This is a genomic window from Chryseobacterium sp. UF-81 (assembly GCF_058245105.1).
The window spans coordinates 54,350-75,021 of record NZ_JBSIBX010000012.1; the positions used below are offsets into that span (position 1 = coordinate 54,350).

At 36.9% G+C, this 20,672-nt stretch carries 18 protein-coding genes; 10 read left to right on the top strand and 8 right to left on the bottom strand.

The window, feature by feature from the left end; all coding sequences use genetic code 11:
* Window positions 1–5: 5 nt before the first annotated feature.
* The 5 genes from trpC to AC4IFE_RS16055 form a co-directional block, all read right to left on the bottom strand.
* Window positions 6–785 (bottom strand): indole-3-glycerol phosphate synthase TrpC, encoded by a 780-nt coding sequence (gene trpC, locus AC4IFE_RS16035; RefSeq protein ID WP_490758148.1) that lies wholly within the window; start codon window positions 783–785, stop codon window positions 6–8.
* Between the two features lie 78 nt (window positions 786–863).
* Window positions 864–1,853: an anthranilate phosphoribosyltransferase gene (gene trpD, locus AC4IFE_RS16040; RefSeq protein ID WP_490758149.1), complete on the bottom strand. Its 990-nt coding sequence runs from the start codon at window positions 1,851–1,853 to the stop codon at window positions 864–866.
* 38 nt (window positions 1,854–1,891) lie between these two features.
* Complete coding sequence (locus AC4IFE_RS16045) at window positions 1,892–2,500, bottom strand: anthranilate synthase component II (RefSeq protein WP_490758150.1); 609 nt, start codon at window positions 2,498–2,500, stop codon at window positions 1,892–1,894.
* A gap of 73 nt (window positions 2,501–2,573) precedes the next feature.
* On the bottom strand, window positions 2,574–3,998 hold the full coding sequence (locus tag AC4IFE_RS16050; protein WP_490758151.1) for an anthranilate synthase component I family protein: 1,425 nt from the start codon (window positions 3,996–3,998) through the stop codon (window positions 2,574–2,576).
* 250 nt (window positions 3,999–4,248) lie between these two features.
* Window positions 4,249–4,893: a hypothetical protein gene (locus AC4IFE_RS16055; protein ID WP_490758152.1), complete on the bottom strand. Its 645-nt coding sequence runs from the start codon at window positions 4,891–4,893 to the stop codon at window positions 4,249–4,251.
* A gap of 139 nt (window positions 4,894–5,032) precedes the next feature.
* Here AC4IFE_RS16055 and AC4IFE_RS16060 point away from each other — a divergent pair, with 139 nt between their 5' ends.
* The 6 genes from AC4IFE_RS16060 (at window position 5,033) to AC4IFE_RS16085 (ending at window position 10,924) form a co-directional block, all read left to right on the top strand.
* Window positions 5,033–5,257, top strand: a complete 225-nt coding sequence (locus AC4IFE_RS16060; RefSeq protein WP_490758153.1) for a hypothetical protein — start codon at window positions 5,033–5,035, stop codon at window positions 5,255–5,257.
* Complete coding sequence (locus AC4IFE_RS16065; protein ID WP_490758154.1) at window positions 5,257–5,631, top strand: c-type cytochrome; 375 nt, start codon at window positions 5,257–5,259, stop codon at window positions 5,629–5,631. The genes AC4IFE_RS16060 and AC4IFE_RS16065 overlap by 1 nt, the downstream gene beginning before the upstream one ends.
* 3 nt (window positions 5,632–5,634) lie before the next feature.
* On the top strand, window positions 5,635–6,561 hold the full coding sequence (gene rlmF / locus AC4IFE_RS16070; RefSeq protein WP_490758155.1) for a 23S rRNA (adenine(1618)-N(6))-methyltransferase RlmF: 927 nt from the start codon (window positions 5,635–5,637) through the stop codon (window positions 6,559–6,561).
* Window positions 6,562–7,293: 732 nt separating this feature from the next.
* Entirely contained in the window at window positions 7,294–8,991 is a 1,698-nt protein-coding gene (lysS, locus tag AC4IFE_RS16075; protein WP_490758156.1) for a lysine--tRNA ligase, read from the top strand.
* 27 nt (window positions 8,992–9,018) lie between these two features.
* Complete coding sequence (locus AC4IFE_RS16080) at window positions 9,019–10,404, top strand: AAA family ATPase (protein WP_490758157.1); 1,386 nt, start codon at window positions 9,019–9,021, stop codon at window positions 10,402–10,404.
* Window positions 10,397–10,924: a hypothetical protein gene (locus AC4IFE_RS16085; protein WP_490758158.1), complete on the top strand. Its 528-nt coding sequence runs from the start codon at window positions 10,397–10,399 to the stop codon at window positions 10,922–10,924. The genes AC4IFE_RS16080 and AC4IFE_RS16085 overlap by 8 nt, the downstream gene beginning before the upstream one ends.
* 90 nt (window positions 10,925–11,014) lie before the next feature.
* Here AC4IFE_RS16085 and AC4IFE_RS16090 read toward each other — a convergent pair whose 3' ends face one another.
* Genes AC4IFE_RS16090 through AC4IFE_RS16100 form a run of 3 tightly spaced genes read right to left on the bottom strand, consistent with a single transcriptional unit; the run spans window position 11,015 to window position 13,877 of the window.
* Complete coding sequence (locus AC4IFE_RS16090) at window positions 11,015–11,530, bottom strand: ClbS/DfsB family four-helix bundle protein (protein ID WP_490758159.1); 516 nt, start codon at window positions 11,528–11,530, stop codon at window positions 11,015–11,017.
* Window positions 11,531–11,532: 2 nt separating this feature from the next.
* Window positions 11,533–12,537 carry a cytochrome d ubiquinol oxidase subunit II gene (locus AC4IFE_RS16095; RefSeq protein WP_490758160.1) on the bottom strand — a complete coding sequence of 335 codons (1,005 nt, stop codon included), beginning with the start codon at window positions 12,535–12,537 and terminating at the stop codon, window positions 11,533–11,535.
* Window positions 12,534–13,877, bottom strand: coding sequence for a cytochrome ubiquinol oxidase subunit I (locus tag AC4IFE_RS16100; RefSeq protein ID WP_490758161.1), 1,344 nt, complete (start codon window positions 13,875–13,877; stop codon window positions 12,534–12,536). The genes AC4IFE_RS16095 and AC4IFE_RS16100 overlap by 4 nt, the downstream gene beginning before the upstream one ends.
* 230 nt (window positions 13,878–14,107) lie before the next feature.
* Between AC4IFE_RS16100 and gyrB the strand changes: the two genes are divergently transcribed.
* From gyrB to AC4IFE_RS16120, 4 genes are all read left to right on the top strand, one after another.
* Window positions 14,108–16,042, top strand: a complete 1,935-nt coding sequence (gene gyrB, locus AC4IFE_RS16105; protein ID WP_490758162.1) for a DNA topoisomerase (ATP-hydrolyzing) subunit B — start codon at window positions 14,108–14,110, stop codon at window positions 16,040–16,042.
* A gap of 84 nt (window positions 16,043–16,126) precedes the next feature.
* On the top strand, window positions 16,127–16,552 hold the full coding sequence (locus AC4IFE_RS16110; protein WP_490758163.1) for a DUF5684 domain-containing protein: 426 nt from the start codon (window positions 16,127–16,129) through the stop codon (window positions 16,550–16,552).
* A gap of 266 nt (window positions 16,553–16,818) precedes the next feature.
* Window positions 16,819–18,711, top strand: coding sequence for a DUF3858 domain-containing protein (locus AC4IFE_RS16115; protein ID WP_490758164.1), 1,893 nt, complete (start codon window positions 16,819–16,821; stop codon window positions 18,709–18,711).
* Window positions 18,712–18,713: 2 nt separating this feature from the next.
* A complete protein-coding gene (locus AC4IFE_RS16120) occupies window positions 18,714–20,651 on the top strand; it encodes a transglutaminase-like domain-containing protein (RefSeq protein ID WP_490758165.1) in 1,938 nt (645 codons plus the stop codon).
* Window positions 20,652–20,672 lie beyond the last annotated feature (21 nt).

Below are 20,672 nucleotides of genomic sequence, written 5' to 3' on the forward strand. Positions count from 1 at the left end.
AACTGTTACATTGCTACACTGGAAACAAATTCAGCGAATTGGTTTGCTGGGTCTTCATTTTTCATAAAATATTCTCCCATCAGAAAACCGTCAAATCCTTTTTCCTTTAAATATTTAAAATCTTCTATACTGTAAATGCCACTCTCTGCGACAGACAGAACATCTTTCGGAAGCTGGTCTTTTAAAAGGACAGAATGCTGGAGATCAACCTTAAAATCCTTTAAGTTTCTGTTGTTGATGCCCACAAGGTCAATTTTAGAATGGAAGTGTTTCAGTTCGTCTTCTGTGTGAATCTCCAGGAGGACTTCAAGATCCAGCTGATGGGCCAGCTCTGTAAATTCCAACACCTGATTGGGTGACAGGCAGGCGGCGATCAGTAGAACAGCATCAGCTCCGATGCTTTTGGCCTCATAAAACTGGTATTCATCTACCATAAAATCTTTCCTGAGAATAGGAATGTTGATATGGTTTCTTACATTTAAAATATCATCAAAGCTTCCTCCGAAAAAATCAGTGTCAGTCAGAATAGAAATTCCGGATGCTCCAAAGTTTTCATAGGCTGAAGCGACTTCCAGAGGCTGCATCTGATCATTGATAATCCCTTTTGAAGGAGATTTTCTTTTAAATTCAGCGATAATTCCGCTTTTATTTTTGACAGATTCTTTCAGGGAAAAGCTTTTTCTTCCAAAAAAATCAGAATTCTTCAGATTATCAATCGAAATTTTTGTTTTTGAAACGGCAATTTCTTCCTTTTTTCTTTCAATAATTTTATCAAGTATTGTCATTTTTTTAAATTAGAAGTTAGAAATTAGAGGTTAGAGGTTAGAGATTAGATGTAGGTAGAGAACAGTTTGAATTAATTATTAACCATTTATCAATAATTCAAGGCTTCTTAGGGCCTTTCCACTTTCCAGGCTTTCTTTTGCCAGTGCAAGGCAATCTTCATAGGTTCCGAATTTTTTAGTGTGGAAAAGAGCAGTTGATGCATTGGCAAGAACTACAGCATTTTGTTGTATTGAGCCTTTTCCTTCCAGGATGTTCCTGAAAATCTTCGCTGATTCCTGAGGGGTTTCTCCTGATTTAATACTTTCCGGACTTACAGAATCAAATCCCAGATCCCGGGCAGAATAAATTTCTTCACCATGTTTCGTAATAATCTTGCTGTCCTGGGTAAGGCTTATTTCATCATATCCATCAAGGCCATGTACAAGAATAAACTCCCGCTCTTCTTTCTGCAGAAGGTATTGGTAGATTCTGGCAATTTCAAGATTATATACTCCGATCACCGAGTATTTCGGTTTTGCGGGATTAACCAACGGACCCAGAAGATTAAAAAATGTTCTTAATCCTAAAGCCTTTCTTAATGCACCCACAGACTGAAGAGCCGGATGAAAATACGGAGCATGAAGGAAGCAGATATTGGCTTTTTCAAGATCTTTATTCAGCTCGTCTGAATTGTTTTTGAACTGATAACCAAGTTCTTCCATTACATTGGATGACCCTGTGGTAGCAGATGCCCCGTAATTTCCGTGTTTGGCAACTTTCTGTCCAGTTCCGGCCACAACAAAGCTTGCCAACGTTGATATATTGATTGTATTTTTGCCATCACCTCCGGTTCCTACAATATCTATGGTATCTTCAGTACTAAGGTGTACAGGAACTGCCATCTGCAACAAAGCTTCCCTGAAACCTTTCAGCTCTTCTAATGTAATATTCCGCATCAGAAAAACACTGATAAATGCAGTTACTTCAGCATCATTAAATTTATTCTGGGCGATCTCGATCATCGTAGCCTTTGCCTCAGATTTAGACAGGGTTTGATGATTGAACAGGTATTGGAGAATCTCTTTCATCTGGGGTGTTTTTATAAGGTTGGGGATTTCTGTAGTTTTCAATGTAAAAGAAAGTTTTTGATAATAACTTCTCCATCAGGAGTTAAAATGCTTTCAGGATGGAACTGTACACCATGAACATCATAGGTTTTATGCTGCAGGGCCATGATCATTCCATCTTTATCTACGGCGGTAATTTCCAGTTCTTCCGGAAAACCTTCGGGATTGACTGCCCAGCTGTGGTATCTTCCCACTTCTATTCCTGAAGCCAGATTCCTGAAAATTTTAGTATTTTCTTTAACCAGTTCGGCAGAAGTGGCCACTCCATGGAAAATTTCTGAAAGATTGATCAGGTTTCCTCCAAAAGCCTCAGCAATAGCCTGCTGTCCGAGGCATACTCCTAAAATACTTTTTGTAGGAGCATATTCTCTGATCAGATCAAGCAAAATCCCTGCTTCTTCAGGAATGCCCGGGCCCGGAGAAAGGATAATTTTATCATATTTTCCGATCTCTTCCAAAGTGATCTGATCATTCCTTACGACATCCACTTTCTGATCCAGAATTCTTTCAATGATCTGAACAAGGTTATAGGTAAAGCTGTCGTAATTATCAAAAACCAGAACTTTAAGTGGAGTATTGGTTGTGGATTGGTTGATATTGTTGTTCATTTTTTTGTTCTTTTAACTGTTTGATGATGAATAATTGTTGGTTGCGATTGTTGTTTTAATATCATTCATCATTTTAACTCATCACTAATTTACCTGCTTTATCAACTGCTTTTTTCAGGGCATTTAATTTATTGTTCACCTCCTGCAGTTCACTTTCAGGGACTGATTTGGCGACCAATCCGGCTCCGGCCTGATAATAAAGGGTATTGTTTCTGCTTAAAAAAGTACGGATCATAATAGCCTGGTTGCAGGTTCCGTTTAATCCGATCATACCGATACAGCCTCCATAATAACCGCGGGAATCTTTTTCATACTGATTGATCAGCTGAAGAGCTTTATGTTTTGGCGCCCCGCTTAAAGTTCCCTGAGGAAAGGTTGCAGAAACCATATCCAGAGGATTAAGGTTTTCAGGAAGATCTGCTGTAACTTCGCTTACCATATGGATGACATGGGAAAAAAGCTGGATCTCTTTCAGTTTGGTGACAGTTACATTTTTGCCGAGTTTGCCAAGGTCGTTTCTTGCTAAATCTACCAGCATGGTGTGCTCTGCATTTTCTTTCGGATCATTTTTTAAAGCTTCGATAGACTGTAGATCAGTTTCCAGATGTCCGGTTCTCTTGAAAGTCCCTGCAATAGGGTGAATGACAGCTTTATTGTCTTTGATGATCAGTTGGCTTTCGGGGCTGGAACCAAATAATTTATAGTTTCCATAGTCGAAAAAGAAAAGATAGGGGGAAGGGTTGATATTCCTTAGCGCGCGGTATACGTTGAATTCATCCCCTTTGAATTTCTGTTCAAACCTTCTGCTTAAAACCAATTGGAAAACATCGCCTCTCATGCAGTGTTTCTGAGCTGTTTTTACCAGTTCGATATATTCTTCATCCGTAAGATTCGAGGTTTCGCTATCAATTTTTTCAAAAGGGTAGACCGGGGTATTCTGATTTCTGATCAGGTTTTCCAGCAGATAAAGCTCAGATTTTAAACCCGGAATCTGATTTTCAATAATATGCATCTCATCATTATAATGGTTAATGGCAATCACATATTGGTATAATCTGTAGCGCAGGATCGGGATCTCTACTTCAGGGCTTTGTGGCTTTAAGCTGATGTCTTCAAAAAACTGTACAGCTTCAAAACTGGTATATCCAAAAAGACTCTGAGCCGTCTGTTCAATAGGATCATGGGTAATTTCACATTCAAAAATGCTTTGAAATTCATCAAAAATATCGGTGATATTCCGTTCCCCGATCAGTTGTTTCACAGGATCTGAATCCGGTAGCTTGATTTCATATTCTGTAAGATTTTTGACCTCAATTCCTGCTACAGCATTCACTGCAATAAAGGAGAAATTGTTATCAATATTCTTAGAATCTGAGCTTTCCAGAAGAATAGTGTCCCGGAATCTGTCTCTGATCTGAAGATAGATGTTCATGGGAGTATAAAGATCTCCCAGTGTTTTTTTGGAATCGGTTTTTATTTTTATTTTCTGAGTGGTCATCTGACTTGTATTTTTTTTGTTTTGGATGAAATAAAAAAGGCTTCAACGGAATCCGTCAAAGCCTATATATTGTATATTTATTATTTTGCTATCTCGTTAGCAACATGACAATACCTCCAGACCCGACGAAGAGTTTGAAAGCCACCACCAAATATTGTTGCTCATATTAAACATGGGACAAATGTAGAAATTTTTTTAATATTAAAAACAAAAAATTCAAAAAAATAACAAGCTTGTTATTTAAATCTCTTTATTTCAGTTGCTTAAGTTCTTTTTTTAGTTCCTCAAGCTTGATCTTATAGCTTTCTTCATCATAAGATGCTGTATACGCTTCTAAAGCTATAATATATTCAGCAATAGACTCTTTACTAGTTCTATCAGCTTCATATTTGATCCGGGCAGAGTTTACCGGAGCAAGTTTTGAATATTTAAGGACTGCTTTTCCTTCTTCTGATTCGTTATAAAGAATGACAATATTTTTTTCATATCCCGGAATATATTTTACCGGAAAATGCTGTTCCATCCTTGGAATCCTGATGGCATTTTCAATGGGATAAATCGTTGCACTTGTCGTCGAGAAAAATGTTGAGATATATTTTCCATCCGGCTTCTTGACAATGGCTTCATAATCATGAATGTACATTTCATTCAAGGTGGAATTTGTCTCTACATCAGAGGTAATAATGGCTGTACTTTCTACACCGTATTTGTTTAAAAACCAGGCATTCAGATATTGTCCGGCGACACCATTCAGAATGGCAAGAGGGAGAATCGGGACCAGAAACCATGCTTTTTTTGTCACGAATGAAAGCAAACCAAAGAATACCAGAAGTATGATCACGGTATAAAAACCATGATGGCTGGTGAAAAACAGGATTTTAGAGATGAAAATCATAGTTTAAATTTAAAATTATCAATTCAAATAATCGCTATCTAATCATTAATTTTTCGAGAAAATATAGAGAAGACGAACATTTGTCATGAGTTTAAACGCTTATTTTTTATATTTTTGTCTAAATTTTATAGAAAAAATAATGAAAAAAGTATTAGCAATTGCATTCATCGGGAGTTTATTCGTTGTAAACTGCTCTAAGAAGCCAGACCATAATTTACAGGACAGCAACACTATGCTTGAAGAGCCTGAGGCTACAACTGTGGTAGATTCTACGGCTAAGAAAGTAACTCCGGCTGCATCCACAACACCTGCAGCAACTACTCCTGAGGTTGCAAAAACAGATTCTGCTGCAGCAAAAAAATAATGAAAAAATTCCTTTTGGCAGGAGCTATAGGGTTTTTCATCCTTTCCTGTTCTAAAAAAGAAAATACGGAGGTACCCAGTATGCCTTCCGAAACATCCGCTGTTTCGGAACCGGCAAAGGCTAATCTTTCAGGTGACCAGATCATCGAAACATTAGACTGTTCAGGATGCCATGCCGTAAATGAGAGAATGATAGGGCCTTCTTACAAAGAGATCGCAGAAAAATATTCTGACAAAGATATTGAAATGCTGGCCTCGAAAATTATAGAAGGAGGAAGCGGAGTTTGGGGAGGTGTTCCGATGGCTCCTCATCCACAGGTGTCTAAAGAAGATGCTAAAAAAATGGTAGAATATATTCTGAGTCAGAAAAAATAAATTATGTCTACCGAGAAATCCAGTCTGCACACAAGAAATCTGCATCGTAATCCTTATGATTTTGATCAGCTTATTTCTTGTGTGCCAGAACTGAAGCACTATGTCTTCGTTAATGCTTACGGAACACAAACCATTAATTTTAGTCTTCCTAAAGCGGTAAAACTGCTTAATCAGGCATTACTTTTACATTTTTACCATATCAAAAACTGGGACATTCCCGAAACCAATCTATGTCCTCCTATTCCCGGACGGGCTGATTACATCCACTATATTGCCGATCTTATTGCCGAACAGCAACCTGAAATCCCAACAGGGGCTTCTGTATCAGGTTTAGATATCGGAACAGGAGCGAATCTTGTATATCCTTTATTGGCTCACAGATCTTATGGATGGAAAATGCTGGGAACAGATATCAATCAGGCTTCTTTGGAAAATGCACAGCGCATTTTAGATCATAATCTGGATTTGTCACCGGCTATTCAATTAAAACAACAGCCTGATCCCAATCATATCTTCAAAAATATCATCGAATCCGGAGATCGCTTTACATTTTCTATGTGTAATCCTCCGTTTCATGATTCCGAAGAATCTGCAATGAAAGGAAATATCAGGAAGACAAAAAATATTACTCAATCAAAATCTAAAAAGCCTCTCCTTAATTTTGGCGGACAACAATCCGAATTGTGGTGTGAAGGAGGCGAACTGGCTTTTATCTCAAAAATGATTGAAGAAAGTGCTCAGTATTCATCACAGGTCCTTTGGTTCACATGTCTAGTGTCTAAAAAAGACAATCTGCATAAGCTCAACACACTTTTAAAGAAAGTTAAAGCATCAGATATTAAAACCATTGATATGGCCCAGGGGCAAAAGATAAGCAGGATGCTGGCATGGACATTTGTTCCTCAGAAGGAGAGGAAAGGGTGGAGATAAAATATCAATCGGCAATTTTGCTTCGCAAGTCAATGGTCAATGATAACCCTCACTAATCAATTCACTGTGAAACAAATTCACGATTTACCATTCACTTTTCCCACTTAAAGTCAATGGTCAATTTGCTGTGCAAGTCAAAGGTCAATGATGGCCCTTACTAATCAATTCACTGTGAAACAAATTCACGATTCACGATTCACTTTTCCACTTAGAGTCAATGGTCAATTTTGCTGCGCAAGTCAAAGGTCAATGATGGCCCTTACTAATCAATTCACTGTGAAACAAATTCACGATTCACCACTCACTTTTCCACTTAGAGTCAAAGGTCAATTTTGCTGTGCAAGTCAACGGTCAATGATAGCCCTAACTAATCCAATTCACTGTGAAACAAATTCACGATTCACCATTCACTTTTCCACTTAGAGTCAATGGTCAATTTTGCTGCGCAAGTCAATGGTCAATGATAGCCCTTACTAATCAATTCACTGTGAAACAAATTCACGATTCACCATTCACTTTTCTACTTAGAGTCAATGGTCAATTTTGCTTCGTAAGTCAAAGATCAATGATAACCCTCACTAATCAATTCACTGTGAAGCAGATTCACGATTGACCATTCACACCTAAGCCGCTAATAGTCAATGATAATCTCGGTTGATAAGCAAATTCACAATTCATAATTGACAAATCACCAAAAATGCCTAAATTTGTACGCTTTTAGAAAAATAAGAAATGCAATTATCAGAACAAGAAATCATTAGAAGAGAAAAGCTGAACAAGCTTACTGAAATGGGAATTAATGCATTCCCTGCGGAGGAGTATACGATTACAGATACTACAGAATCTATAAAACAGGATTTTTCTGAGAATAAACAGGTGAAGATTGCTGGTAGATTGATGTCCCGCAGAATTCAGGGAAAGGCTTCTTTTGCTGAGTTGCAGGATTCTAAGGGTAAGATCCAGGTTTATTTTAACAGAGATGAGATCTGTCCGGGTGAAGATAAAGAATTGTACAATGAAGTGTATAAACACTTGTTGGATATTGGTGATATTATCGGTATCGAAGGAACTTTATTCACTACTCAGGTTGGGGAAATGACGATTTTAGTAAAGAATTTTACGCTTCTTACCAAAGCTTTACGACCGCTTCCTCAGGCTAAAACTGATGAAAATGGAGTAGTGCACGACGGATTTACAGATCCTGAACTGAGATACAGACAGCGTTATGTAGATTTAACGGTTAATCCGCAGGTGAAAGAAATCTTCGTAAAAAGAACAAAGATGTTCAATGCGATGAGAACTTTCTTTAATGATGCCGGATATTTTGAGGTGGAAACACCTATTCTGCAGTCGATCCCGGGTGGAGCGGCGGCAAAACCGTTTATCACACATCACAATGCTTTAGATATTCCACTATATTTAAGAATCGCCAACGAATTATATCTGAAAAGACTGATCGTGGGAGGTTTTGACGGGGTGTATGAGTTCTCAAAAAACTTCAGAAATGAAGGGATGGACAGAACGCATAATCCTGAATTTACGGCCATGGAGATCTATGTAGCTTACAAAGACTACAACTGGATGATGGATTTCACAGAAAAACTTCTGGAATTCTGTGCCACTCAGGTAAATGGAAGTGCGGAATCTACTTTCGGAGAACACACCATCAACTGGAAAGCGCCTTATCCAAGAGTTTCCATGACGGAAGCGATCCAAAAATATACAGGTTTTGATATTACAGGGAAAACTGAACAGGAACTGTTTGATTTTGCTAAATCTATCGGAATTGATGTGAATGAAACGATGGGGAAAGGAAAATTAATCGATGAGATTTTCGGTGAAAAATGTGAAGGAAACTTCATCCAGCCGACTTTCATTACAGATTACCCGATCGAAATGTCTCCATTAACTAAGAAACACAGAAGCAAGGAAGGTTTAACGGAACGTTTTGAATTAATGGTGTGCGGAAAAGAGATTGCGAATGCCTATTCCGAGTTAAATGACCCGATTGATCAGAGAGAACGTTTTGAATCTCAAATGGCATTATCAGAAAGAGGGGATGACGAAGCCATGTTCATCGACCAGGATTTCTTAAGAGCTTTGGAATACGGTATGCCACCAACTTCCGGGTTAGGAATCGGTATGGACAGACTGATCATGTTCCTTACAAACAATGCATCCATCCAGGAAGTATTGTTCTTCCCTCAGATGAGACCGGAAAAAACCGTTCCGCAAATTGAATTGGGAGAAGATGAAAAAGTGATTCTTGAGATCCTTAATTCCCAGGAAGAACCGATGACTTTAGCTGAAGTGAAAGAAAGAAGTCAGCTATCCGGTAAAAAGTGGGATAAAGCTTCTAAGACTCTGACGAAGAATAATCTTGTTAAGGTTGATAAGATTGATGATCAGATTTTGATAAAGTTGGTTTAATATTTTATTAATTACAATTCAATTCACATGAAATTAAAAGTAAAAGAACTTGGGGCAATAAAGGAAGGGGTAATAGATTTATCTAAGAGTCTTAATGTTTTTTGTGGGCCGAACGGAACAGGAAAAACTTATATGGCTTATGCTATTTATGGTTTATTTAAGAAACAATTTATAGTAGGTTCAGATGAAGTTTTAATGAGGCATTTGATTGATGATCATGTTTTTAATTATGAAATTGATTTTGTAAAATTAAATAAATATAGACAAAACTTATTAAAAGAATTTAAGGATGATTTTGATTCTTTATTTGGTATTGGAGATAATTTAGCTAAAGAATATTTTAGTAAAACAGAGCTATTTTTTGAAGAAAGTGATGACGAATACCGCTCAAGGATATTAAATTCGGAATTTGAAGTAAATCTTGATGTAAGAAAAACTAAAATAAAAGTCTTAAAAAAAGAAGGGGATGGTTTTTTGACGTTAGACATTGATGATAATACATTTTCAAATGATGAAATGAGTCCTTTAAGTCTGTTAATTCCTAGTTCATTGTTTTTTCTTTTAGCAGTTTATCCTATTAGTAATAGCTACATATTGCCAGTGGAACGTAACTCTATTTATACTTTTAATAAAGAGCTTTCTTTAAGTAAGCAAGAAGCTGTAGATCACTTTCACGCCATGACTGGTAAAAATAAAGTTGATCGTTTTGAACTACTCTTTAAGAAAACAACCCGTTACCCCCTTCCAATAAAAGATGGGTTGCTTATAGCAGATGATTTATCTGAATATAAAAAAACTACTAGTGAATATTTTGATTTTGCTTCTGAAATTGAAAATGAGTTATTACATGGAAAAGTGCAAATAACTAATGAAGGAGATATTCAATTTAGACCAGATAAGGCTCCTAAAAGATATCTACCAATTCATATGACAGCTTCAGTAATAAAGTCATTGGCAAGTTTGGTAATTTATCTTAAGCATATAGCTAGGAAAAATGATTTAATAATTATTGATGAACCCGAGATAAATTTGCATCCAGATAATCAAATAATTTTGACGAGACTATTAGCGAGGCTTATAAATAAAGGATTTAGATTATTAATTAGTACTCACAGTGATTATGTAGTTAGAGAGATTAACAATTTGATTATGCTTTCAAATTCAAAGACTAAGTTAAATGATTTTCAAAGAGTTTATGGATATAAGGAAGATGAATTTATTGATAAAGATATGGTTGATGTATATTTTTTTAATTATCCTAAGAAAAAAACATCTAATAAACAAGTCATAATTGAAAAGCTAAATGTTTTAGCTAGTGGTTTCGAAATTCCTTCAGTTAATGAAGCTATAGAAAAACAAAATTTAATTGCAGAAGAGTTATACTATGCGCTAAAATATTCTGCTGATGAGTAATCTTAATTTAATTTCTGAAATATTACACGAAAAGAAACTATTTCAAGATCAAAATTTTTTGATTGAAAAGGATAAGGATACTAAAGGTAATATGTTTGAGATGAAGTTTAAAATAGTTCGTAAATCAAGGGATATTGACTATAAATTATATAGATTTGAAAATGATGATTTTCCCTTTTTTAAAGATATTTCAGGTCTAAAAAAAATGTGTGATTTTATATTGTTTTGTGAACAAAGGAATCATTTATATATTTTTGTAATAGAATTGAAATTAGGACCTGAATCTGCCATGAAACAGCTTAATTCATCAGAAGAGTTTGTTAAATTTTTAATTAAGAGCTGCAAGAGATTAGGGAAAGTAATTAAGGAAGATAAAATTACAATTAGAAAAATAAGACTTTGTCAATTGAAAGTAAATAAAAGAGTAAAAATGGCTAATGAAAATAACTTTGAATTTGATAATAATAATTATTTAGATTATAAATTAAAAACAATTTATTTAGAACCATTAATGAGTTAATCTTTTATATATCAGGTAAATATGTGGGATTCATTTTTTAATAAAACTCGCATAAGCGTCCCTTAAAACAAATAAAAAACCGGTACAGAATCATTCTGTGCCGGTTTCTTTTTTCCATTTCCTCAGCTGTGCCCTGAAATTCTTAAATGGTGCTACGGTATTGATGTGTATCCATTTCCAGACAGGCCATTTCGCAGGCGTGGTAGCCCACTTTCTCTGTTCGGGAACAAATAATGTTTCGTAACCAAGGCTTTCAATCCATTCTACAATCTCATTCATCTGATTCTTCAGCATTTCTCTTTGCTGATGAAGGCTGTAAGTTCCATATTTGTTATAAAAGGATTCATAAAGTCCGCCTAAATTATTCCACTTATACTCCGGAGCCGGGGTCTGTACTTCTATTCCCTTCTTTTCATCAGATTCCCATTGCAGCAGAAGATGGGTCCAACCTAACTGATAAGATATATTTTGTGAAGGACTTTTATCAATCCCCGGCTTTAGCAGGTTCTTTTTGTTTTCAGAGATATCATTAAACTCTTTATCATAAAGCAGATAATTCTGTTTTATTGCTTCAATAAGTTCAGTTTTGTCTTTATACTGTACCATATTTATTTTCTCTGTCTGCTGAATGAAGCCATGAGGTAAAATAAAAACGGCAGGATAAACAAAGACCCGAGCATCAGAGCCCAACCTAGAGCATTAATAGTTTTTGGAGGAGCCATGTGCTCAAGTAATGAAAGATGCTGTCCGTTTCCGAGCAATATGATTTCGGGATTATGCTGATAAGTAGCTGCAACCAGAATCATCACCATCTGGAAACCTGCCAGTGCACGTACAGGAAGCAGCTTCCGCAGATGCAGTGCACGGAGGATCATTCCTAAAGCCACTGTAGCAAAAGAAATTGCCATGATGCCTAATGGTTTTGAAAATACCCACATTACCAGAGGAATATCAGAAATATAAGCTGTTAAAAACACCAGCATCCCTGTGATCACCACAAAAACCATAGTCTGTCTGGATTTTTTGATCATCAGGATAAGGTCAGCCTTATCACGGGTTTCTCTTAATGAAAATATAGAGGCCAGATAAGCACAAAGCGCTACGGTAAACAATCCTACAGAAACTCCGAACCAGTTCAGCCAGCTGAAAATATATAAATCTAAAAATCCGACCGCATCAGGGTTGATAGAATGTGAAACGGTAGCCGCTGCAATCAGTCCTAAGAAGAAAGGGGTCAACAGGCTTGCATAATAGAAGATCTGGGTATATAAAACCTGCCAGTTATCTTTCACAGCATCATAATGTCTGAACGTAAAGGCTGTTCCTCTTGCAATAATTCCCAAAAGCATCAATACCAGCGGGATATGAAGATAGGTTGACATCGTCGTGTAAATCTCAGGAAATCCTACAAAAAGGATTACGATCGCAATGATCAGCCACATATGGTTGGCTTCCCATACAGGAGCAATGGACTGATACATAATCTCTTCTGTTTTATGACGGGCTTTTTTATGGGTAAAAAGCTCGACAATTCCGGCTCCGAAATCAGCACCGCCTAAAATAATATAAAGGCAGATGGAAAGCCACAGAAATCCTATAACAACGTAGATCATGATTTTTTGTTTTTATCGTTAAACTGAGCGTCTGTAGGGTCATAAAGTTTGGGAACCATCTGGATCTGTCTTCTCAAAAGGAAGATGATAATCAGGGACAGTGATACAAAAATGGCTGTAAAGAAGTAGAATGAATACTGTATTCCCGGCATGGGCGTTACGGCATCTGCTGTTTTCATAATTCCGTAGATGATCCATGGCTGTCTTCCCACCTCAGTCACCGTCCACCCGGCTTCCAGGGCGATATATCCGAACGGTGTTGCGATTAAAAATGTTTTTAAAAGCCAGTTCCTGGTCAGCCATTCCTTTTTAAAGAAGAAAGCGTACAGATAAATACTTCCGATGATGATCATCACCACCCCGAAAAAGATCATAATCTGAAAAGCGTAATGCACAACAGCTACCGGAGGCCATTCATCACGTGGAAAATCATTTAACCCTTTTACTTCATGGTTGAAATCATTGCTCACCAGGAAGCTTAAAACTTTTGGAATTTTTACTGCATATTTCACCTCTCCCTTTTCTTCATCAGGAATTCCGCCAATAACGAAAGGTGCTCCTTTTTCAGTTTCAAAGTGAGCTTCCATTGCAGCAAGTTTAATAGGCTGTCTTTCCGCAACAGATTTAGCGGCTACATCACCACTTAAAGGCGCTCCGAATGCTCCTATCAATGCAAACCCAGCAGCTATCCTGAATGCCTTTGTATGGAATTCCACATTCTTTTTCTTCATAATTAAAAAAGCATGAACGCCTGCTACGGCAAATCCTGTAGCACAGAAAGCGGCAACCGTCATATGAAGAGCCTGCGGAAACCAGGCATCATTGAACATAGCTTTTATAGGATCTATATTGGTATACTGTCCATTGATATAATCAAAACCCGTTGGCGAATTCATCCAGGCATTAGCAGCAACCACCAGAATTCCGGAAGCCAGTCCGCTCAATCCTACCAGAAATCCGCAGAACCAATGAAACCATTTATTGAATTTTTCCCATCCATAAAGGAAGAATCCTATAGCGATAGCCTCAATAAAAAATGCGGTTCCCTCCAGAGAAAACGGCATTCCGAAGATCGGTCCGGCATGTTTCATGAATCCCGGCCACAAAAGGCCAAGCTCAAAAGAAAGCATGGTTCCCGAAACGGCACCGGTGGCAAAAAGAATGGCAACTCCTTTACTCCAGGCTTTTGTAAGGCCTTTATATACTTCATTATTGGTCTTAAGGTATTTCCAGTGGGCAAAGGCCATTAAAAAAGGCATTACCATTCCCACACAGGCGAAAATGATATGAAAACCCAACGAAAGGGCCATCTGCGCGCGGGCTGCAATAAAATCATCCATACGATCAACTTTTGAGTAAATAAATTTAAGGATAAATTACGGATGTATAATATGATTTAATACAGTTGACGTTTGGGAAATAGATAATAACTTTATTCTTTTTTTTTGATGAAATGATTTTCTTTTTTTACTAAAACTCTGTCTTTTTTTGACATATTTTAACTTTCATAAGTCGAAAAAAATCACGATATTTGTAGGTCTTTGCATTACGCAAAATTTATTAATTTTATATGAGTCAAAAACAATATACAGCTAGCAGTATCCAGGCCTTAGAAGGTATGGAACACGTACGATTAAGACCATCAATGTACATTGGAGATGTAGGAGTAAGAGGTCTTCATCATTTGGTTTATGAAGTAGTAGATAACTCTATTGATGAGGCTTTGGCAGGGCATTGTGATACTATTTTAGTAAGAATTCATAAAGGAGAAGCAATCTCTGTAAAAGATAATGGTAGAGGTATTCCTGTAGATTTTCATGAAAAAGAGCAGAAATCTGCCCTTGAGGTTGTAATGACCAAAATCGGAGCAGGAGGAAAATTTGATAAAGATTCTTACAAGGTATCCGGAGGTCTGCATGGAGTCGGGGTTTCTTGTGTGAACGCATTGTCAACCTTATTAGTGGCTACCGTAAGCCTTGATGGGAAATTATACCAGCAAAAATATTCAGAAGGTAAAGCCCTTACTGAAGTCGACGTAATCGGAACAACAACGGAAAGAGGAACAGAAGTCTTCTTCCAGCCGGATGGTACCATCTTCCAGGAACTTGTATACAACTATGACACCCTGGCTACAAGATTACGGGAACTGGCTTTCCTTAACAAAGGAATTACAATAACTCTTGTTGATGAAAGGGTAGAGAACGAAGACGGATCTTTCCCGATGGAAGTTTTCCACTCAGAAGGAGGTTTAAAGGAGTTTGTTGAATTTATTGATGGCAACAGGGAATCTATCATGGAGAATGTAATCTTCATGGAAGCAGAAAGAGATGATATTCCTGTAGAGGTTGCGATGCGTTATAATACGTCATTCAGCGAAAACCTTCACTCTTATGTTAATAACATCAATACCCATGAAGGAGGAACTCACCTTGCAGGTTTCAGACGTGCTTTAACAAGAACGTTGAAGAAATATGCCGATGACCTGGGAATTCCTGCTAAAGAAAAAGTAGAGATTACAGGAGATGATTTCCGTGAAGGATTGACGGCTGTAATTTCTGTAAAAGTAATGGAACCTCAGTTTGAAGGGCAAACCAAAACAAAATTAGGAAACTCTGAAGTTTCGGGTGCTGTAGATAAAATAGTAGGGGAGATGCTTACTAATTTCTTAGAAGAAAACCCTAATGAAGCGAAAATTATCGTTCAGAAAGTAGTCTTAGCAGCAAAAGCCAGACAGGCTGCTAAAAAAGCCCGTGAAATGGTTCAGAGAAAATCTCCGATGGGAGGTTCAGGACTTCCGGGGAAATTATCCGACTGTTCATCTAAGGATCCGGCAGAATCTGAACTATTCTTAGTAGAGGGAGATTCCGCGGGTGGAACTGCAAAACAGGGTAGAGACAGACATTTCCAGGCTATTTTACCTTTGAGAGGTAAGATCCTGAACGTTGAAAAGTCTATGCTTCACAAAGTATATGACAACGAAGAAATTAAAAATATTTACACCGCTCTTGGGGTTTCTGTAGGAACAGAGGAAGACAGTAAAGCTCTAAACATGGCTAAACTGAGATACCATAAAGTAGTGATTATGACCGATGCCGATATTGACGGGTCTCACATTTCTACCCTGATTCTTACTTTCTTCTTCAGGTTTATGAAGGAACTTATTGAGAACGGATACATTTATATCGCTCAGCCACCTTTATATTTATTAAAGAAAGGAAACAAAAAAGTATATGCTTATAACGAGAAAGAGCGTGAAGAATTTACTTTGGAAATGGCTCCGGACGGAAAAGGTGTAGAAGTTCAGCGTTATAAAGGTCTTGGGGAAATGAATCCTGAGCAGCTGTGGGAAACAACCCTTAACCCGGAGCACAGAATTTTAAAGCAGGTAACGATTGATAATGCAGTAGAGGCTGACAGTATATTCTCCATGTTGATGGGAGATGAGGTGCCACCAAGAAGAGAATTTATCGAGAAAAATGCAAAATATGCCAAGATTGACGCATAATTGTTATTAAAAATATATTATAAAAAGCTTCTATGTATTAGAAGCTTTTTTTATATTTGGTGAAAACCAATAAAAATTAATACTATGTTAACTCTTTTACAAACAGACCCTTATGATGGGTCCGATGCAATGTCGGGTGCAGTGGCTGCAGGACTGGGACTGGGTACTATGATCTTCGGATTGCTTATTTATATATTTTATGGATACTGTCTGTATAAAATATTTCAGAAGGCAGGCAGAGAAGATGCGTGGGCAGCTTTTGTACCGGTCTATAATATGATTGTATTGCTGGATATTGTCAAGAAACCCATATGGTGGATCATCCTGTTCTTTATTCCTTTTGTTAATCTCTATGCGTCATGGGTGGTTAATGACAGACTGGCAAAAGCGTTTGGAAAGGAAACACCCCTTTATACGATTCTTTTGTTTTTCTTTGGGTTTATTTTCGTACCGGTTCTTGCTTTCAGTAGCGATAAATATGACAGCAACAGAATTCCAAATGACCAATAATCAATTAAAAAGATATGGAAAGACTTCAGAAATGGAGTCTTTTTTTATTCCTTTATTTAAATATAAAAATTTCAAATATAATGCTGTAAAAAATAATTTCATAGAAAAAACATAAGAATATCCTTATTTAGAGATATAAACTATTAAAATTATAATATAGAAAGACTCTGATAATGAAGTATTTTCTAATAGTATTGTTATTTATATCAAAATAAAAATTTAACATTTATTAAGATTTTATTATTTTTGCCGCAACTTTAATAACCATGATGAAAATTATAATTATTGGGGCCTTATCTACAGCCACTTTATATTTTGCACAGACTTATCCTGTTTCTGCTATTCCTGAAAACCTGAAGAAAAATGCCAATGTTGTGGTCAGGAAGGATTTTACAACAGCTCAGATCAATAAAATCGACGAAATAAAATATCAGCATAATACTGTAATCACAGTTTTAAATAAAGATGGAGACTCCAAAGCGCAGGTTTATATTCCCTATCAAAAAGGGGACAATATTTCTGATGTGAAAGTTACCGTGTATGATGAATCCGGAAAGAAAATAAAGAGCTTTTCAAAATCTGATTTTGGTGACTTTGCCAATAATACACAAGGTGTGTTTTATTCCGACAGCAGGGTTTTAGCTTTGCCCTATACTTCTGCTTATTATCCGTATACAATTGATTTTTCATACCAGATTACGAATGAAAATACCATTTTCATTCCCGATTTTATACCGTTTTCTTCTCCCAACACAGCTTTGGAAGAAGCAGAGTTCAAAGTCATCAATAAATCCGGGATTGACCTTAAAACGAAAACCTATCCGTCAAAATATAACTATGCTTCCGTGTCCGTAGCTGATAACGGTAATGAAAAGACCTATTCCTATAAAAATGTTCCGGCAATAGATGATGCCCTTATGTTGCCTCAGCCTGAAAAGATCTTGCCTAAAGTAAGTTTTGCTCTCGCCAGATTCAACCTGGAAGGTAAGCAGGGAACATTGAGCAGCTGGACAGATTTTGGGACCTGGTATTATACTAATCTGGTAGAACCTGTTTCTTCATCTACTCCGGCCATCAAAGCTGAAGTGGCTGCTTTGAAACTGGAAGGCACAACGGAGGAAAAAGTGAAAAAGATTTATCAGCATATGCAGTCGAAAACCAGATATATATTTGTTGGGTTGGGAATAGGAGGATGGCTGCCAATGCTTCCGGATGAAGTTCAGAAGAAAGGGTACGGAGACTGTAAAGGGCTTACCAATTATATGAAAACCTTATTAAATGAAGCTGGTATTCCTTCTCATTACTGCGTGATCAATTCCAGCTCATCCCAGGTATCTTTCGATCCGGATTTTCCGTCCATGGGTGGAAATCATGCGATTTTGATGGTTCCTACGGAAAAAGGAAATATCTGGCTGGAAAATACTTCCCAGCAGATTGCTTTTAACCATTTGGGCTACAGTACTACTGACAGAAATGTTCTTGCTGTAACCAAAAAAGGAATCGAACTTATCAATACACCTGCCTATACGGCCGAACAGAACAGAGAAAAGCAGCTCCTAAAAATTAATATTACGGAAGACAACAGCATCAACGGAGAAATCCAGTTTGCTTATACCGGAAGTCAATACGACAATAATCTGCCTTATGCTTATTTATCACCAAAGGAAAGAATTGATGCGATGAAATCGAGATTTAATGTTCTGAATTTTGAAAAAGTTGAAATGAAAGACTTTGTGAATGATAAAGACAATGCAGTGATAAAATTCAATGTGGATTTTAAAGCCAATAATTATTCCAAAAATACAGGTACAAATCTGATTTTCAGAGCAGTGCCTATTTTTACCAATAATTATTATAAATCAGAAGAGAACAGAGAGCTTCCGTTTGAGATAGGGCAGTCTTTCCAGGATGAATATGAAATCGATTTTATCATTCCAAAAAATTATAAAATTGATGAAGTTCCGGAAAATATGACCATCAATTCTGAATTCGGAACCTATAAACTGAATATTGTAAAAAACGGCGAATCGTTGAAAGTGACCCGGTTCATTAAAATTAACAAAGGGATATTTCCGAAAGAAAAGTATAACGATTATGTAAGTTTCCGAAAAAAGACTCTGAATATCGATAATTCCAAAATTTTACTGACTAAAATTTAACCATGAAAAAAATAATATTAACAGCGTTCTGCTTCGGAACTTTGATCCATATAAACAGTCAGAAGCATGAGTTTCTTGATCCTCCGAAGTTTGATAATGCTGATCTTTCCAAAACGAAATCAACACTGGATGAAAATGCGCCGGCGGAGATTTTATATAAATCAGTACACTTTGATATTGATACCTCTACGGGGAATCTTAGGAAAAAAGTGTTTTACAGAGTGAAGATCTATGATAAAGATAAGGCAGAAGACTGGCTGAATCTTGAGATCCCGCTACACAAAAGCGCTGGCGGCAATGAAGAGTTGCTAAATAAAATGAAAGCTTTCGTATATAATCTCGAAAACGGAGCTGCTGCCGCTACAAAAGTAGACAAGAGTTCAAAATACAAAAGCAAGGAAAGTAAATATACAACCATTACCAAATTTGCTTTTCCCAATGTAAAGAACGGATCGGTTATAGAATACCAGTATGAAGTTTTATCTCCGTTTTTATATTCAGTTCCGCAGATCGTGATCGAATCTGATACACCTTCGCTATATACGGAATATATTCTGGACAGCCCTTCGCATGTGGCTTATAATGTGAATTATACAGGCTCACTAACTCCAAAGTACAGAATGGTGGAAGAAAAGACAATGTACGGGATGCCGTTTAAAACCTATAGATTCGGGTATGAAAATCTGAAAGGATTCAAAACGGAAAAATTTGTCAAAAATGACAGAAATTACCGCACAAAGGTAAGCGCAGAGCTTCATTCCACTAATTTTAGAGAACTGAAAATGTATTCCTCTTCCTGGGAGGAAATCAAAGAAAAGCTGTATAAAGACGAAGATTTTGGCGAGGAGCTGAAAAAGACAAAACTCGTTAAAGAAAATGTATCCTCAATTATTTCTGGCCTCAGTTCCGATGCTGAAAAAGCCGATGCTATTTTTAATTATGTAAAAAATACATTCACCTGGAACAAAGACAGAGGAATTTATACAGAAGACGGAATAAAGAAACTGATAGAAACCAAAACCGGAAATGCTGCAGAAATAAACCTCCTGCTTGTCATGATGCTTAGAGAAGCAGGACTGAAAGCAGACCCTCTTGTTATTTCCACTGTAGACAACGGCTTGATCAACCTGACATCTCCCAGCATAGTTGGGATGAATTTTGTTATTGCAACGGTGAAGATAAAAGACGGGCTTAACCTCTATGACGCCACTTCAAAACAGTCGTCAATGAATAATCTTCCTCCAAGAGACTGGAATCAGTATGGTGTGCTTATGGCTAAAGATAAAGCATTGCTGATGCAGATGGGAAATACTACCACAAGTTTCAACTATCTTACTACAGAAGCAAAAATTAATGAAGACGGCAGTATTTCCGGAACATATTCCGACAGGGATACCGGTTCATATGCCATGTTTGCCAAGGAAAGCTATGACGAGAATGCTGAAAAATATAAAAAGCAGTACAAAGAAAACTTCTCAATCGATTTTACGGGAATTGAAACCAAAACTCTTGAAAACGGGGATTTTGAAAGCACAATGAAATTCTCCTCAGATAACCTGATCGATAAGATAGGGAAGAAAATGATCATCAATCCTATGCTTTTTTTAAGTAAAAATTCCAATGAATTTGACCAGACCGAGGAAAGAAAATATCCGATCGATTTTATCTCTTCCATTACTAAAGTGAAAAAAGTAATCCTGGAAATACCGGAAGGCTACGTCATAGAAGCCATGCCTAAAAGTAAAAAGATCGTTACAGAAGATAAAGAGGTTGAATACAGCTATATTGCTGAGCAAAAGGGGAATAAGCTTGAAATAATCTCTACTACAAAAATTGCAAGTCCGGATTACCCTAAAGAATATTATCCTGCCTTCAAACAGATATGGGGAACCGCATCAAAAAGTGAAAACCAGGTAATAAGCCTGATCAAAAAATCGTAGAAGAGAATTTGATCAGACGGT

Excerpts from the sequence above, each read along its gene's own strand:
- AC4IFE_RS16100 (WP_490758161.1), bottom strand. The coding sequence starts at position 13,877 with ATGGATGATTTTATTGCAGCCCGCGCGCAGATGGCCCTTTCGTTGGGT.
- AC4IFE_RS16060 (WP_490758153.1), top strand. The coding sequence starts at position 5,033 with ATGAAAAAAGTATTAGCAATTGCATTCATCGGGAGTTTATTCGTTGTA.
- AC4IFE_RS16095 (WP_490758160.1), bottom strand. The coding sequence starts at position 12,537 with ATGATCTACGTTGTTATAGGATTTCTGTGGCTTTCCATCTGCCTTTAT.
- AC4IFE_RS16115 (WP_490758164.1), top strand. The coding sequence starts at position 16,819 with ATGATGAAAATTATAATTATTGGGGCCTTATCTACAGCCACTTTATAT.
- AC4IFE_RS16120 (WP_490758165.1), top strand. The coding sequence starts at position 18,714 with ATGAAAAAAATAATATTAACAGCGTTCTGCTTCGGAACTTTGATCCAT.
- AC4IFE_RS16085 (WP_490758158.1), top strand. The coding sequence starts at position 10,397 with ATGAGTAATCTTAATTTAATTTCTGAAATATTACACGAAAAGAAACTA.
- AC4IFE_RS16110 (WP_490758163.1), top strand. The coding sequence starts at position 16,127 with ATGTTAACTCTTTTACAAACAGACCCTTATGATGGGTCCGATGCAATG.
- AC4IFE_RS16090 (WP_490758159.1), bottom strand. The coding sequence starts at position 11,530 with ATGGTACAGTATAAAGACAAAACTGAACTTATTGAAGCAATAAAACAG.
- trpC (WP_490758148.1), bottom strand. The coding sequence starts at position 785 with ATGACAATACTTGATAAAATTATTGAAAGAAAAAAGGAAGAAATTGCC.
- trpD (WP_490758149.1), bottom strand. The coding sequence starts at position 1,853 with ATGAAAGAGATTCTCCAATACCTGTTCAATCATCAAACCCTGTCTAAA.
- rlmF (WP_490758155.1), top strand. The coding sequence starts at position 5,635 with ATGTCTACCGAGAAATCCAGTCTGCACACAAGAAATCTGCATCGTAAT.
- AC4IFE_RS16055 (WP_490758152.1), bottom strand. The coding sequence starts at position 4,893 with ATGATTTTCATCTCTAAAATCCTGTTTTTCACCAGCCATCATGGTTTT.
- lysS (WP_490758156.1), top strand. The coding sequence starts at position 7,294 with ATGCAATTATCAGAACAAGAAATCATTAGAAGAGAAAAGCTGAACAAG.
- AC4IFE_RS16080 (WP_490758157.1), top strand. The coding sequence starts at position 9,019 with ATGAAATTAAAAGTAAAAGAACTTGGGGCAATAAAGGAAGGGGTAATA.
- gyrB (WP_490758162.1), top strand. The coding sequence starts at position 14,108 with ATGAGTCAAAAACAATATACAGCTAGCAGTATCCAGGCCTTAGAAGGT.
- AC4IFE_RS16065 (WP_490758154.1), top strand. The coding sequence starts at position 5,257 with ATGAAAAAATTCCTTTTGGCAGGAGCTATAGGGTTTTTCATCCTTTCC.
- AC4IFE_RS16050 (WP_490758151.1), bottom strand. The coding sequence starts at position 3,998 with ATGACCACTCAGAAAATAAAAATAAAAACCGATTCCAAAAAAACACTG.
- AC4IFE_RS16045 (WP_490758150.1), bottom strand. The coding sequence starts at position 2,500 with ATGAACAACAATATCAACCAATCCACAACCAATACTCCACTTAAAGTT.